This is a genomic window from Pseudomonas sp. MF4836, from assembly GCF_002018875.1.
Classification (GTDB): Bacteria; Pseudomonadota; Gammaproteobacteria; order Pseudomonadales; family Pseudomonadaceae; genus Aquipseudomonas.
This window is the reverse complement of the sequence record NZ_MVOL01000017.1, coordinates 109,067-122,236: the sequence shown is the minus strand read 5'-3', so window position 1 is coordinate 122,236 and position 13,170 is coordinate 109,067. Positions and strand designations below refer to the sequence as shown.

10 protein-coding genes and 1 pseudogene are annotated in these 13,170 nt (G+C 61.5%); 9 read left to right on the top strand and 2 right to left on the bottom strand.

Annotated features, from left to right (window positions below; all coding sequences use genetic code 11):
* Window positions 1-52: 52 nt before the first annotated feature.
* The 7 genes from MF4836_RS30315 to MF4836_RS30285 all read left to right on the top strand — a co-directional run bounded on the left by MF4836_RS30315 (window position 53) and on the right by MF4836_RS30285 (window position 8,621).
* Complete coding sequence (locus MF4836_RS30315) at window positions 53-1,264, top strand: acetyl-CoA C-acetyltransferase (protein WP_078473465.1); 1,212 nt, start codon at window positions 53-55, stop codon at window positions 1,262-1,264.
* A gap of 56 nt (window positions 1,265-1,320) precedes the next feature.
* The gene (locus MF4836_RS30310; RefSeq protein ID WP_078473464.1) at window positions 1,321-2,547 is read left to right on the top strand and encodes a CoA transferase; all 1,227 of its coding nucleotides are present in this window, start codon (window positions 1,321-1,323) and stop codon (window positions 2,545-2,547) included.
* A 52-nt stretch (window positions 2,548-2,599) separates the two neighbouring features.
* Entirely contained in the window at window positions 2,600-4,249 is a 1,650-nt protein-coding gene (locus MF4836_RS30305; protein ID WP_178102998.1) for an acyl-CoA dehydrogenase family protein, read from the top strand.
* A 159-nt stretch (window positions 4,250-4,408) separates the two neighbouring features.
* On the top strand, window positions 4,409-6,757 hold the full coding sequence (locus MF4836_RS36035; RefSeq protein WP_202971969.1) for an acyl-CoA dehydrogenase family protein: 2,349 nt from the start codon (window positions 4,409-4,411) through the stop codon (window positions 6,755-6,757).
* Window positions 6,758-6,872: 115 nt separating this feature from the next.
* Entirely contained in the window at window positions 6,873-7,313 is a 441-nt protein-coding gene (locus MF4836_RS30295; RefSeq protein ID WP_078473461.1) for a MaoC family dehydratase N-terminal domain-containing protein, read from the top strand.
* 10 nt (window positions 7,314-7,323) lie between these two features.
* On the top strand, window positions 7,324-7,731 hold the full coding sequence (locus MF4836_RS30290; RefSeq protein WP_078473460.1) for a MaoC family dehydratase: 408 nt from the start codon (window positions 7,324-7,326) through the stop codon (window positions 7,729-7,731).
* An 89-nt stretch (window positions 7,732-7,820) separates the two neighbouring features.
* Window positions 7,821-8,621, top strand: a complete 801-nt coding sequence (locus MF4836_RS30285) for an IclR family transcriptional regulator (protein WP_078473459.1) — start codon at window positions 7,821-7,823, stop codon at window positions 8,619-8,621.
* 136 nt (window positions 8,622-8,757) lie between these two features.
* Here the strand turns inward: MF4836_RS30285 and MF4836_RS30280 are convergent, their stop codons facing one another.
* The gene (locus tag MF4836_RS30280; RefSeq protein WP_078473458.1) at window positions 8,758-9,741 is read right to left on the bottom strand and encodes an aldo/keto reductase; all 984 of its coding nucleotides are present in this window, start codon (window positions 9,739-9,741) and stop codon (window positions 8,758-8,760) included.
* Window positions 9,742-9,848: 107 nt separating this feature from the next.
* On the opposite strand from MF4836_RS30280, the gene MF4836_RS30275 reads away from it, so the two are divergent.
* Window positions 9,849-10,751: a LysR family transcriptional regulator gene (locus tag MF4836_RS30275; RefSeq protein ID WP_078473457.1), complete on the top strand. Its 903-nt coding sequence runs from the start codon at window positions 9,849-9,851 to the stop codon at window positions 10,749-10,751.
* A 24-nt stretch (window positions 10,752-10,775) separates the two neighbouring features.
* Here MF4836_RS30275 and MF4836_RS30270 read toward each other — a convergent pair whose 3' ends face one another.
* Window positions 10,776-11,597: an SDR family oxidoreductase gene (locus MF4836_RS30270; RefSeq protein WP_078473456.1), complete on the bottom strand. Its 822-nt coding sequence runs from the start codon at window positions 11,595-11,597 to the stop codon at window positions 10,776-10,778.
* Between the two features lie 437 nt (window positions 11,598-12,034).
* On the opposite strand from MF4836_RS30270, the pseudogene MF4836_RS36290 reads away from it, so the two are divergent.
* A pseudogene (locus MF4836_RS36290) lies at window positions 12,035-13,117 on the top strand (cache domain-containing protein); the annotation flags it as partial.
* Between the last annotated feature and the right edge of the window lie 53 nt (window positions 13,118-13,170).

Below are 13,170 nucleotides of genomic sequence, written 5' to 3'. Positions count from 1 at the left end.
CCCCTGCTGTGCGGCCCCTCGAAATCATTTCTCTACAAAGTGAGTGAACACTATGCGTGAAGCAGTTATTTGTGAGCCGATGCGTACTGCGGTAGGTCGCTATGGCGGCATCTTTCGTGACGTTCCCGCTGTCGAGCTGGCAGCACAACTGATCGGTGAGTTGGTCAAGCGCACCGGACTACCGCCCGAGGTGATTGACGACGTTATCCTTGGCCAGTGCTACCCCAACGGCGAAGCCCCCGCTATTGGGCGGGTCGCGGCGCTGGACGCCGGGCTGGTGGTTCGAGTCCCTGGTTTGCAACTGGATCGGCGCTGTGGTTCCGGCCTGCAAGCGGTGATTGATGCCGCAATGCGAGTGCAGACCGGGGCTTGTGATCTGGTCATTGCTGGCGGTGCGGAAAGCATGAGCCAGGCTGAACACTACGTGCTGGGCAATCGCTGGGGCTTGCGGGGAGATTCCAGCCCATTGTGGGACCGCATTGCACGGGGGCGTATCACTTCGGGTGGCAAGCACTACCCGGTGGCGGGCGGCATGCTGGAGACCGCAGAAAACCTTCGTCGTGAATACTCCATCAGTCGGCATGCGCAGGATGAAATGGCGCTGCGCTCTCACCAGCGGGCGATTGCCGCGCAGGCTAATGGCAGTTTTGAGGAGGAGATCGTTCCGGTCGCAGTCAAGACTCGCAACGGGGTGATGCAGGTCAGCGTCGACGAGCATCCACGGGCCGATGTGTCGATTGAAAGCCTGGCTGCACTCAAGGCCGTGCGCCTGGGCGCCGACCCCGAAGCCACGGTGACTGCGGGCAACGCCAGCGGCCAGAACGACGGCGCCGCCGTGTGCATTGTCACAACCCGTGAAAAGGCTGAGGCGCTTGGATTGCGGCCTTTTGGCCGGCTGGTCAACTGGGCGGTGACGGGAGTTGAGCCTGAGCGTATGGGCATCGGCCCGGTGCCGGCCACCGAGTTGGTACTGCGCCGTGCCGGGCTGACGCTCAAGGACATGGACCTGATTGAAATCAACGAAGCGTTCGCCGCGCAAGTCCTGGCATGCACCAGCGCCTTGTCTTTCAACGCGGGCGACTATGAGCGCCTGAACGTCAATGGTTCAGGGATTTCCCTGGGCCATCCGGTTGGTGCTACAGGGACCCGGATTCTGGCGACCATGCTGCGCGAACTGGGGCGGCGTAATGGCCGCTACGGCCTGGAGACTATGTGTATCGGTGGCGGCCAAGGGCTGGCGGCGATTTTTGAGCGGGTGAGTTGAGCGCTGCACGCGAGAGCCAACCCCCTCAATAGATTCAGCGGCAGGAGCCAGGTCCCATGTACCCGTTCTTGAAAGGTTTACGTGTCATCGAATGTGCGTCTTTTATCGCCGCGCCTTCCTGTGCCTTGCATTTGCAACAGTTGGGCGCCGAAGTGATTCGCATCGACCCCATCGGCGGCGGCCCCGACTTTAAGCGTTGGCCGGTATCCAGTTCCGGCGCGAGCTTGTATTGGGAGGGCTTGAATAAAGGCAAGCAATCCGTGGCGTTGGACCTGTCGCGCGCCGAAGGTCGGCAGTTGGCCATCGATCTGATCACCGCGCCCGGGGCGAATGCGGGAATTTTCGTCACCAACTTCCCGGTGGGCGGTTTTCTTGCCCATGAAGCCTTGTGCAAGCAGCGCGCGGATTTGATTACGGTGCGGGTCATGGGCTGGGGGGACGGTACGTCGGCGGTCGACTACACCGTCAATGCTGCGATTGGCGTGCCCTACATGACGGGCGATGAGGTCAATGCAGAGCGCCCGGTGAACCATGTGCTGCCGGCTTGGGATCTGCTGACGGGGGCCTACGCGGCTTTTACGACGCTGGCGGCAGAGCGTCAGCGGAACCTGACCGGGCAAGGGCAGGAGGTTCGAATCCCGCTGTCTGACGTGGCCATGGCGGCATTGGGCAATACCGGGCAGATCGCCGAAGCCCTGCACAGTGGCGATCGGGCTCGTCAGGGGAATGCGCTGTTTGGCGCTTTTGGGCGGGACTTCGTTACGGCTGATGACCAATACCTGATGGTGGTTGCCATTACCGCCAAGCAATGGAAAGGGCTGCTGAACGCTTTGCAGCTCAAACAGCGGATCGAGCAACTGGAAGGTGTCCTTGGCGTTTCTTTTGAGCGTGATGAAGGGCAGCGCTTTATCCATCGCGGTGCCTTGTTCCCGATCTTCGAGCGCTGTATTGCCGAGCTCACCCTGGAACAGGTGACGGCCCGCTTTGCTGCCAATGACCTGTGCTGGAGCCCTTATCGCACCTTGGGCGAGGCCATGCAGGTCGACCCGCGCCTGGCGCTTTCTTCGCCGCTCTATACGCAACTGACCCACCCCAGCGGGCTGACGTATCCAGCCCCCGGGGCGGCCGCGACCTTTGTCGGCACCTCGCGCGATGCCGGTGTGCGGGCGCCTTATCTCGGGGAAAACACCGATCAGGTCCTGGAGCAGGTGCTGTCACTGACCTCGGCGCAGATCGCCCAACTGCATGACAGCGGGTTGGTGGCGAGCAGCCGGCATGGGTAATGGCGGCGCCTGGTTGGCAACTTCATGAATGCATTCATTGATTGAGACGGTTATGACAACAACAACTTCTTTTACCGCTCATTTGCAGGGCGCTGCGCAGGCGGCGCAACACTATGGGCACACCCTTCACGGGGCGGCCCGTGAGTTTTTCTGCAGTGACGGCCCGCCAGCTTCGGCTGCGCTCAAGCAGCATCAGCGCCTGCTCCATGGTTTGGCCTGGGTGGCGACAACGGTGGAGGCGATTGTTCGATCTGCCGAGTGGGGCCGGCAATTGGCGGCCAAGGGGCACTTGGGCAAGGTGGATGAAATGGCCCTAGCCGTAGGCATCGCCGAATACCTGGCTCAGCTCTCTGGCGGCATCCCGATGGGGCAGAACGAGATATTTCGCCCTGGGGAGCTGGATCTGGAGCCTGCCGCCCGGCGGCTTGCCGAACACCCGGATGTTCGCGCTCTGCAAGCCGCCGGTGGGGCGGCGGGGCGCTTGGCCCTGGTGCAGGCCTGGCGTGAGGGCGACAGGGTCAGCGAAACCCTGTTCGATCAGGATCTGGACCTGATTCGCGATCAGTTTCGGCGCTTTACCGCCAACGAAATCACCCCCTATGCCCATCAGTGGCACCTCAACGATGAGTTGATCCCCGATGCGTTGATTGCCCAGTTGGCGGAGCTTGGGGTGTTTGGCATCTGCATCCCCACTGAATACGGCGGCATGGGGCTGGGCAAGCGAGCGATGTGCATCGTCACCGAGGAGCTCAGTCGCGGCTGGATCGCGGCCGGCTCGCTGGGCACACGCTCGGAAATCGCCGGGGACCTTATCGACTCGGTCGGCACTGCTGAACAAAAGGCCCGTTGGCTGCCGGGGATTGCCTCGGGAGACATCTTGCCAACGGCGGTGTTCACCGAGCCCAACAGCGGTTCCGACCTCGCTTCGCTGCGTACCCGCGCCAGTCGCACGGTCGATGGCGGATGGCGCATTGACGGCAACAAAACCTGGATTACCCACGCCGCCCGCAGCGACTTGATGACCTTGCTGGCGAGGTCCGAACCAGGGGTTGAGGGGCATGCCGGACTGTCGATGTTTTTGGCGGGGAAACCCCGAGGTACTCAAGCCGAACCGTTTCCTGCGGCGGGTATGAGTGGTGGGGAGATCGAGGTCCTGGGGTACCGGGGCATGAAAGAGTACGAAATCGGTTTTGATGGTTTTGCAGTCGACGCTAACGGGCTGCTGGGTGGAGTGCAGGGCCAGGGCTTTCGGCAACTGATGCAAACCTTCGAGGGGGCCCGGATACAGACCGCAGCCCGGGCGGTTGGCGTGGCGTGGCGCGCGTTCGACCTGGCATGGCAATACGCACTCGATCGCCAGCAGTTCGGGGCACCGATTATCGAGTTCCCACGGGTGTCGGACAAGCTCGCGATGATGTTGGCCGAAGTGATCATGGCCCGTCAGCTCACGGTGTTTTCAGCGACAGCCAAGGAGCAGGGCCGGCGCTGTGACATCCAGGCTGGCATGGCCAAGTTGCTGGCTGCCCGGGTGGCGTGGAGCAACGCCGACGCGGGTTTGCAGATCCATGGTGGCAATGGCTATTCGTTGGAGTTTGAAATCAGCCGCGTGCTGTGCGACGCCAGGATCCTCAGCATTTTCGAGGGGGCTGCGGAAATTCAGGCCCAGGTCATCGGCCGCGGCCTGTTGACCCAGGAACCCTGAGCATAGGTAGGAGGCAGACGAGTCAAGGGCGGTCAGGCAGTGGCCGATCGAACAATAAAAAGGCACCGAACAGGTCGACAGTTTTCGCAAGGCCGGCTGTCTGGGCCAATGGCGCTCAGCGCAACTGCCGATAAAGGCGTCTAAAAAAGCGAGGTAACCATGACACACCCTATGCACAACCCTCAGGCAGAAATGACAGAAGTACTGGTCGCGATCGAGGATTCGGCAGAAAAATTTCTCAGGGACCGCGGAGGCCTGAATGTGCCCCGGCAGCACCGCGTATTCGAGCCCCAGGAGCTGCCAAAACAGGAGTTTGGCCGTGACGACTGGCAGCAGATCGTCGCCCTGGGCTGGCCGGCCATGCTGGTGCCCGAGGCACTCGGCGGACTGGGGCTGGGCCTTGATGCCGCGTCGGCGGTGGCGCGTAAAGTCGGGCGCTGGCTGGCGCCCGAACCGTTCACGGCAGTTGCTGGCGTGGTGGTGACGCTGCTGGCCGGTGCGTCATCCGCCGCTGCTCGTGAACTTCTGGAGTGGGTGTTAAGCGGCGAGCGTATCGTCGGCGTCGCTCTGGATCTGGATGAGCGGCTGAGTGCGTCGTCCATGGCCTGTCGAATCGAAGTTGGGGGGGAGGGTGAGCGTCGCCTGTATGGCATGGCGCCGTATGTGGTGCCTGTCGACCCGGCCGATGGCTGGCTGATCGTTGCTCTGGATGAGCAAGGGGGGCCGATATTGCTGTACGTGGCAGCCGACAATGCAGGCCTTCGGGTCGAGCCGCAGATCGAGGCCGACGGGCGCTGTCGGGCCCGCTTGTGCTTCGACGGTGTTCGCCTGTCGCGGCCGGCGATTGTTGCCCAGGGGCCGGAGGTCGCCGAGCTGCTGGGCCGAGCCGCCGCCATCGGTCGCCTGTTGTACGGCGCCGAGTTGCTGGGCGCTGCCGAGCAGATGCATGAACTGACCCGGGACTACATCTCGCAACGTCACCAGTTTGGCAAACCGATCGGCAGTTTCCAGGTATTGCAGCACCGCTGTGTCGATGTGCTGATTCAGATCGAGCTGGCCCGTGCCAGCCTGCGCCAGGCTGTCGCTAGTGCCACGGATCAGGCGCTGAATATCGCCTCGCTGCAAGCCAATTTGTGCGCCGGCCACGCGGCCATGGAGGCCGGTCAGGCGGCAGTCCACCTCCATGGCGCCATGGGCGTGACCGATGAGTGCGACGTAGGGCTTTATTTCAAGCGTGTGTTGGCGCTACTGCCACGTTTCGGGTCGGAGCAGACCCTGAAGCTGCGCTGGCTCGAGCTGACGCGAAATGACAACCCCCGGGACCAGGTGGTTTGCGACTGGAGCGGTGAGTTTCCGAGGCGTGGCGATTGGGATTGTTGGTCAGACGGCGAATTTCGCCGCATGTTGCGCGCCTTTCTCGTCAGGCACTATCCAACGCCCCTGCGGCATATGCCGCGCCGGGTGCATTGGCACGAAATCGGCGATTGGTACCGCTGCCTGTCCCAGCAGGGCTGGATCGCCCCTGCCTGGCCTGAAGCTCATGGCGGCATGGGGTTGCCTGCCGCCAAGCTGATCGCCTGGCACGAGGAGTTCGAAGCCTACGGCGTAGCAAGATCCCCGGATCAGGGGATTTTGATGGTGGGGCCGGTTCTGATGCGGTTCGGAACCGCCGAGCAGCAACAGCGTTTTCTACCGAAAATCTTGAGCGGAGAGAACATCTGGTGCCAGGGTTATTCCGAACCCAATGCCGGCTCGGACCTTGCCAACCTGCGTGCTGAGGCGCTGCTTGAGGGCGAGCACTTCATTGTTTCGGGCCAGAAAACCTGGACCACCCTGGCCCAGGATGCCACCCACATTTTCCTGTTGGTGCGCACCGACAAGGCGGCCAAACCGCAGGCGGGTATCAGCTTCCTGCTCTGTGACCTGAACTCGCCGGGTATCAGTGTGCGTCCGATACGTGATCTCGCCGGGCACTGTGAGTTCTGTGAGGTGTTCTTCGACAACGTGCGTGTGCCCCATGAAAACCTGGTAGGGCAGGTGAACCAAGGCTGGACCATTGCCAAGGCTTTGCTCGGGTTCGAGCGCCTGCACTTGGGGAGCCCCAAGCAGTCGCAGCATGCGTTGGGGCATTTGAAGGCGCTGGGGCAGCAGCTTGATTTGATGGCCGACTCTGCCTTCCGTACCCGTTATGCCGAGTTGGCCCTGGATGTGGCGAACCTCACCGCGCTTTACACCCAGTACGCCGACTATGTGAAACGCGGGGAGGCTTTGCCGCCCTCGGTGTCGATACTCAAGATCTGGGCGACTGAGACTTACCAGCGCATCGGCCTGGCCATCGTGCGCAGTGCCGGGTCCCTGGGCGCCTTGGCCGGGGCGACGGCGACGGGGGACGGGCAGCAACACCTGCTGGCCGCGCTCTACAACGGCAGTGCCGCGAAGATCTACGGCGGCTCCAACGAAGTGCAGCGCAACATTCTGGCGCGCACGGTTCTGGAGCTACCGAGTTGAGGGGCAAGTGGCGGTCAACCGATTGCTGCTCAATGGCAGGCGGCAGGAACATCAAGCGCGGGTGGCGATGTAGCCACCCGGTTTTAAGGTCAGCGATGGCCGAGGAGTACCGTAAATGATCGACAAAAGTCATATCGGCGCCTTGGTTTCCAGCCACACGCAAGTGGTCGAAGCCGGTCGCCTGCGTTTTTTTGCCAAGGCAACCCAGCAGCAGGATGCGTGTTACAGCGACGAAGCGGCAGCGCTCGACGCGGGTTATCCGCTATTGCCGGTGCCACCGACCTTCCTCTTCTGCCTGGATATGGAAGCTGGGGGCTCAGCCGCCACCCTCAAGCACCTGGGGCTGGACAACGGGCGAATACTGCACGGCGAACAGGGTTTTACCTATCACCGCATGGTCTTTGCCGGTGAATGCCTGAGTTTCGAGACCAGGATCGTCGACATCTATGACAAGAAAGAGGGCGCGCTGGAGTTTGTGGTTCGCGAGACCCGTGTCACCGATGCCGCTGGGCATTTGGTCGCGCTAATGCGCAATAGCCTGGTCATATGCCATTGAGGAGCCGTAGGTGAAACTTTCCGAAATCGAAATCGGCCACTGTTTGCCGTCGCTGACTGCCGAACCCATCAGCCGATTGACACTGGCGTTGTATTGCGGCGCCTCTGGCGATCACAACCCGATCCATGTGGATATCGACTACGCCAAGCAGGTCGGGAGGTCCGATGTGTTCGCCCACGGAATGCTGTCCATGGCCTATCTGGGCCATGTGCTGACACGCTGGGTGCCCCAGGAGCGTTTGCGTCAGTTCTCGGTGCGGTTCGTGGCGGTGACTCAGGTCGGCGATGCTCTGAGCAGTTCCGGCAAAGTAGTGGAGATAGACATGGCTGCCGGCACCGCACGCTTGGAGATCACCAGCCGAAACCAGGCAGATGAAATTAAGCTGTCAGGTGAAGCCGTGGTGGCCCTTGATGCGTGAAAGCGCTAGGCGCGCTTGCGCCCGTTGACTGAGGTTCAGTAATCCTTAGAATTCATTCGCCATAAAGAATATTAATTCGAATAGTGAATATGACTTCAGAAAAAGAAAGCAACACCGCGACGGCGAGCGTCCCCGGTCCTAAAGAAGTCGGCGCGGTGGTCAACGCCATTCAAATCCTCCGTCATCTCGCCCAATGCACCGAGCCCAAAGGCGTTGCGGCTATTGCCCGGGCAACGGGTATCAGCCCCAGCAGTGCTTTCAACATCCTGCGCACCCTGACCAATGAACAGTGGGTGTCCTTCAGCGATAGCGGCAAGACCTACAGTCTGGGGTTGGGGCTTTCCGAACTGGCAGTCAGTTTTATCGGTCGCAGCTACGCTGACCTTATCCAGCCAGAGCTTGAACGCCTGAGCCTGAACCACCGCATCATGGTCTTGCTGTGGGAGGTCACCGGCGATAACTACATGCACGCCATCGCCCGTGCCATCCCGGCCGTGGCGCATATCGACGTTAATCTCAAAACCCGTATGCCAGAGCTGTTGGGTGCCAGCGGGCGGTGTATTGCGGGCCTGCGCAATCTGCCCGAAGACGAACTACGCCGCCGTTTCGCCCGCCTGCATTGGGAAAGCCCGCCGAGCTTCGAGAGCTATCTGGACGAAGCTCGTCAAACCTTGCACACCGGTTGGGCCATTGATGATGGCAACTTGTATCGCGGCGTCAGCGTGGTATCCAGTGCCGTGACTGACCACCACAACCAACCGCGTTTCGTGGTTTCCGGTATTGGCATCAGCGCCCAGTACGATCGAACCCAGCTGGAGGCTCTGGGCGAGGCGCTAAGCAGCACGTCAGGGTTTATCAGCCGGGCGTTGTTTCCTGGGGAAAAGCGGTAAGCGCTCACCGCAGCTTGAGAGGCCCTCGCTTGCGAGCCCCAATGCGGGGAGAGAGAGGCTCTCGGAGTCTGCAAGGACGAAACAACACTGCCAGGGCCCTTACACGGGCGCCAGCAGTGGGCGAGGGGGTTGGCCGTCAGCGATTAACGTTTTTCTGCAGATGAGCCGGATAACGATCACCCACCACCTTGATCTGCTCCAGCGCCGTGGCGATGGCAGCCAGATCGGGCGGGGTCAGGAGGAGGTCGGCAGCGCCGATGTTCTCTTCCAGCCGATGCAACCGGGTGGTGCCTGGAATGGGGACGATCCAGGGCTTCTGTGCCAACAGCCAGGCCAGGGCCACCTGCGCCCGGGTTGCACCTTTACCCTCGGCGATCTGGCCGAGCACCTCGACCAAGTGCGCATTGGCCTTGCGGTTCTCCTCGGTGAAGCGCGGCACCACATTGCGGAAGTCGCCCTCCGCGAACCGGGTGTTGGCGTCGATGGCGCCGGTGAGGAAGCCTTTGCCCAGGGGGCTGAATGGAACGAAGCCGATTCCGAGCTCTTCCAGTACCGGCAGGATCTGCTGTTCCGGCTCGCGCCACCACAGCGAGTACTCGCTTTGCAGGGCGGCGACTGGCAGCACGGCGTGGGCGCGGCGGATTGCGTCGGGCCCGGCCTCCGACATTCCGAAGTGCAGGACTTTGCCTGCTTCGACCAATTGCTTCACGACGCCAGCAACCTCCTCAATCGGTACCTGGGGATCGATGCGGTGCTGGTAGAGCAGTTCGATACGGTCGGTTTTGAGGCGCTTCAACGACGCCTCGACTACGGCCTTGATGGTTTCAGGCCGGCTGTCCAGACCTTCATCCGGCCGGCCGTTTTTGAAGCCGAACTTGGTCGCAATGACCACCTGATCCCGGATTGGGGCCAAGGCTTCGCCCAGCAGTGCTTCGTTGGTGTAGGGCCCATAGGCCTCTGCGCTGTCAAAGAAGTCGACACCTTTGTCGAAGGCGTCGCGGATCAGGGTAATGGCGGCCTTTTGCTCCAGGGCAGGGCCATAAGCGAAGCTCAGGCCCATGCAGCCCAAGCCGATGGAGGACACTTCCAGGCCGCTTTTGCCGAGCTGACGTTTCTGCATGTTTCTTCTCCTTCGCAAGGATGGGGGGTGACCGGTACACTTTAGATTCCTGTGCCTTGCTCAACAATTGGCACCGCGCTTCATAGGTAGTTGAGGGGTATTCACTAATGATCCGGGCCGGCCTTCCCGAGTTGACCGCTTTTGTCGCCATCGCTGAACAACGCAGCTTCAGCGGCGCGGCCAGGATGCTGGGGGTTTCGGCCTCGGCGCTGAGCCATTCGATGCGTGGCCTGGAATCACGCCTTGAACTGCGCCTGTTCAATCGGACAACCCGCTCGGTTGCCTTGACGGAGGCGGGTGAGCAACTCTTCCTGCGGGTGCAGCCGCTGCTGGGTGAGCTCGAATGCGCCGTCAACGACGTAACCTCGGAGCGCAATACGCCCTCGGGCCTGATTCGCCTGAGCGCATCCGAATCGTCATTCAAGCTGTTGATCCGCCATGTCATGCCCCGGTTTCTCCAGGACAACCCGCAGATCCATATCGAGTGTGTGGCGGATAGCCGCTTGGTCGATATCGTCGCCGATGGCTTCGATGCCGGCATTCGGTTGTTCGACGATGTCCCGCGGGACATGATCGCGGTGCGTTTCGGCCCGGACGTGCGATTTGCCGCAGTGGCGTCGCCCGAGTACCTGAGTCGGCACCCGGCGCCCATGGCGCCCCATGACCTCAAGGCGCATCGATGCATCCGTTTTCGCTTTGCCAGCGGCACGCTGTTTCGCTGGGACCTCGATCACCTGGGCCGATCATCCAGCCTCGATGTCGACGGCCCCATGACCATGGACAACATCAACCTGATGACGGACGCGGCGTTGGCGGGTATCGGCATCGCCTGGGTGCCTGAACATCAGGTCGAGGAGCATTTGCAGGCCGGGCGCCTGGTCCATCTGCTGCCTGACTGGGGCCCTTCCTATGCCGGTGCCTGCCTCTACTACCCGGCCAACCGACATCCACCGATGGCCTTGCGGATGTTCGCGGAAGCGGTGCGCGAGTGGGCGCGCCAGCCAGGCTAGAACCGCGGTGGCCGGCCTGTGACGTTACTGGTCAGCGCCGTACCAGTATTGAGCGGTCACACCGCCATCCATCAGGAAGTCGCTGCCGGTAATGAATGTCCCTTCGGGGCCCATCAGCAGCGCCGCGACCGCAGCGACTTCATCGGGCGTACCGCCACGCTTGGCCGCGCAGGATTCGATCATGCGCCGATACCCATCCCCACGCGGGCCCTTGAGTTCAACCCGGGCCAGGGGCGTGAAGATAATGCCTGGGCTGATGGTGTTGACACGTGCACCACGCTTGCCCCAGCGAACGGCTTGCGCCGCCACGCGCAGCGAGTTGCCACGCTTGGAGATCTGGTAGGCATTCAGGGGATCGGTTACCCGCTCGGGTTGCAGCATCGGCAGCGCAAGAAGTGCCTCAGTCGGGCTCAACGCCAGGGCTCGGTTCTGCTCGACGCTGAGCGCCGGCAAGCGGTGGCCTGACTGCGAGGCGATAACGATGGCCGATCCCCCTTTGGCGATGACCTCGCCAAACAGCTCCAGCACCAGGGCGGTGCCATATAAATCGACCTGTAGGATGGTGGCAGGCGCGGCCTGAGACGGGGAAACGCCTGCGGCGTGGATGACGCCGGTGATGTCGCCAATACACATCGCCTGGGCGATGAGTGCCCGGACCGACTCGCGGGATGAGACATCAACCTTGGCTGTCGTAACCTCGAAACCTGCGTCGCTCATGACCTTTGCGGCAGCATCTGCAGTTGCTTGCTGCAAGTCTGCCAGCAACACATGTTTGCCAGCACTGACGCGCCGAGCGATGGCTTGGCCGATCGAGCCGGCTCCGATAACTACAGTGACCTCGGTCATCTTTATGTTCCTGGGCGGGTGTGAGGCCACTTTAGGGTGTGCAGCGCTTGATTATTAGCCTTCCAGCGGTGCGTGGCCTTGTGAGCTCAATTCAGCAGTTACCCCGGTCAGGCCCGGGTATTGGTGAGTCACCCTCATGAGCCTATGCAGCCATGACCCGATTGAATTGCCCCGGGTTTCGTCGACACCTCTTTTTCTTAACCTCGGCTCAAGGAGTTTCTCGTAAAACCCAGTCAGTAAAGAGGTTACGCATTGGCCAACATTGCTTTCTGCCTGGATGTTTGCCGCGCAAAAGCTTTCAGTATCGTTCTAAAGTGCGCACCGTCGCGGTCGATAATTCAGAGTACGCATGGGCTCTATCTCCTCATAACAACACATGCGACGTTCGGCTCTAGCGTTTCCCCTTGCCAAAACTATAAATACCCGCAGGTGAAGTCATGAATATCAAGCAGAAGCTGACCTGGGCGTTCGCGGCTATCGCGTGTGTCCCGGTCATCCTGGTCGCCATTTTGGTAGTGCTGAATCTGCGAGAAGGGGCCCTGGCCAATTTCCTCGACAGCAGCGGTCGCGAGATCCGCCAGATCGACAATGGCATGAAGCAGTTTTTTGACGGCATCAGCCAAAACGTCGACTACGTAGCCAAGGACCCGCGCGTTGTCGCGGCCAAAGATCTTAAGAATTACGCTGGCGCCGAAGCAGCGCAAATTCCGCTCACTCAGACCAACAAAGAGCTGCTGGCGATATTCGACCAGTTCGCCAAAAGCCATCCGAGTACCGCATACCTGTCCCTGGGGCTGAGCGATGGCGGCTACGCCAGCTGGCCGGACGACACCAAACTGAACAACTACGACCCACGCTTACGTCCCTGGTACAAAGCGGCCATCGCCGCGCCAGGCGCCACCGTGCGCACCGGTGCCTACTATTGGGCGCCGGACGATGTGACGCTGATCGGCACCGTGCACACTGTCGCCGACGCCGCCGGGAATATCCTGGGAGTGGTTGGCCTAGACGTGTCGCTCAAACAGCTCACCGAACTGGTGCGCAACATCAAGCTCGGCGACAGCGGCTACCTGATGCTGGTGGAAGCCAACGGCAACGTGCTGGTAGACCCCAGCGACGCCAAGCACAACTTCAAACCCCTGGCCGACCTGGGGCCCAACTATGCCGAGCTCGCCAAGCGAGGCGACGGCGTGACTCAGATCGAGATTGATGGCGTGCCCTACATGGCCAACGTGGTCAGCTCCAAAGACCTGGGCTGGCGCTTTATCGGCCTGATCAAGCGTGATGAAGTGCTGGCCGACGCCACCCGCCTGACCTGGTTGATCGCCGCCATTGCGGCGGCCTTGGCGTTGGTGTTCGCGATAGTTGGCGCCAGTTTTGCCAGCGTCATCGTGCGTCCGATTCGCGGCGTGGCCGACGGCCTGCAAGAAATCGCCGAAGGAGAAGGCGACCTGACGCGCCAACTCAAGGTGCAGGGCAAGGACGAAACCGCCAGCCTGGCGGGCTGGTTCAACCAGTTCCTGGGCATGATCGCGCAATTGGTGCAGCGCATCGGCAACGCCTCATCTGACCT

What these genes read in the sequence shown, in the direction of transcription:
- MF4836_RS30305 (WP_178102998.1), top strand. Translation starts at nt 2,600, where the DNA reads ATGACAACAACAACTTCTTTTACCGCTCATTTGCAGGGCGCTGCGCAG.
- MF4836_RS30270 (WP_078473456.1), bottom strand. Translation starts at nt 11,597, where the DNA reads ATGACCGAGGTCACTGTAGTTATCGGAGCCGGCTCGATCGGCCAAGCC.
- MF4836_RS30275 (WP_078473457.1), top strand. Translation starts at nt 9,849, where the DNA reads ATGATCCGGGCCGGCCTTCCCGAGTTGACCGCTTTTGTCGCCATCGCT.
- MF4836_RS30280 (WP_078473458.1), bottom strand. Translation starts at nt 9,741, where the DNA reads ATGCAGAAACGTCAGCTCGGCAAAAGCGGCCTGGAAGTGTCCTCCATC.
- MF4836_RS30310 (WP_078473464.1), top strand. Translation starts at nt 1,321, where the DNA reads ATGTACCCGTTCTTGAAAGGTTTACGTGTCATCGAATGTGCGTCTTTT.
- MF4836_RS30315 (WP_078473465.1), top strand. Translation starts at nt 53, where the DNA reads ATGCGTGAAGCAGTTATTTGTGAGCCGATGCGTACTGCGGTAGGTCGC.
- MF4836_RS30285 (WP_078473459.1), top strand. Translation starts at nt 7,821, where the DNA reads ATGACTTCAGAAAAAGAAAGCAACACCGCGACGGCGAGCGTCCCCGGT.
- MF4836_RS30295 (WP_078473461.1), top strand. Translation starts at nt 6,873, where the DNA reads ATGATCGACAAAAGTCATATCGGCGCCTTGGTTTCCAGCCACACGCAA.
- MF4836_RS36035 (WP_202971969.1), top strand. Translation starts at nt 4,409, where the DNA reads ATGACACACCCTATGCACAACCCTCAGGCAGAAATGACAGAAGTACTG.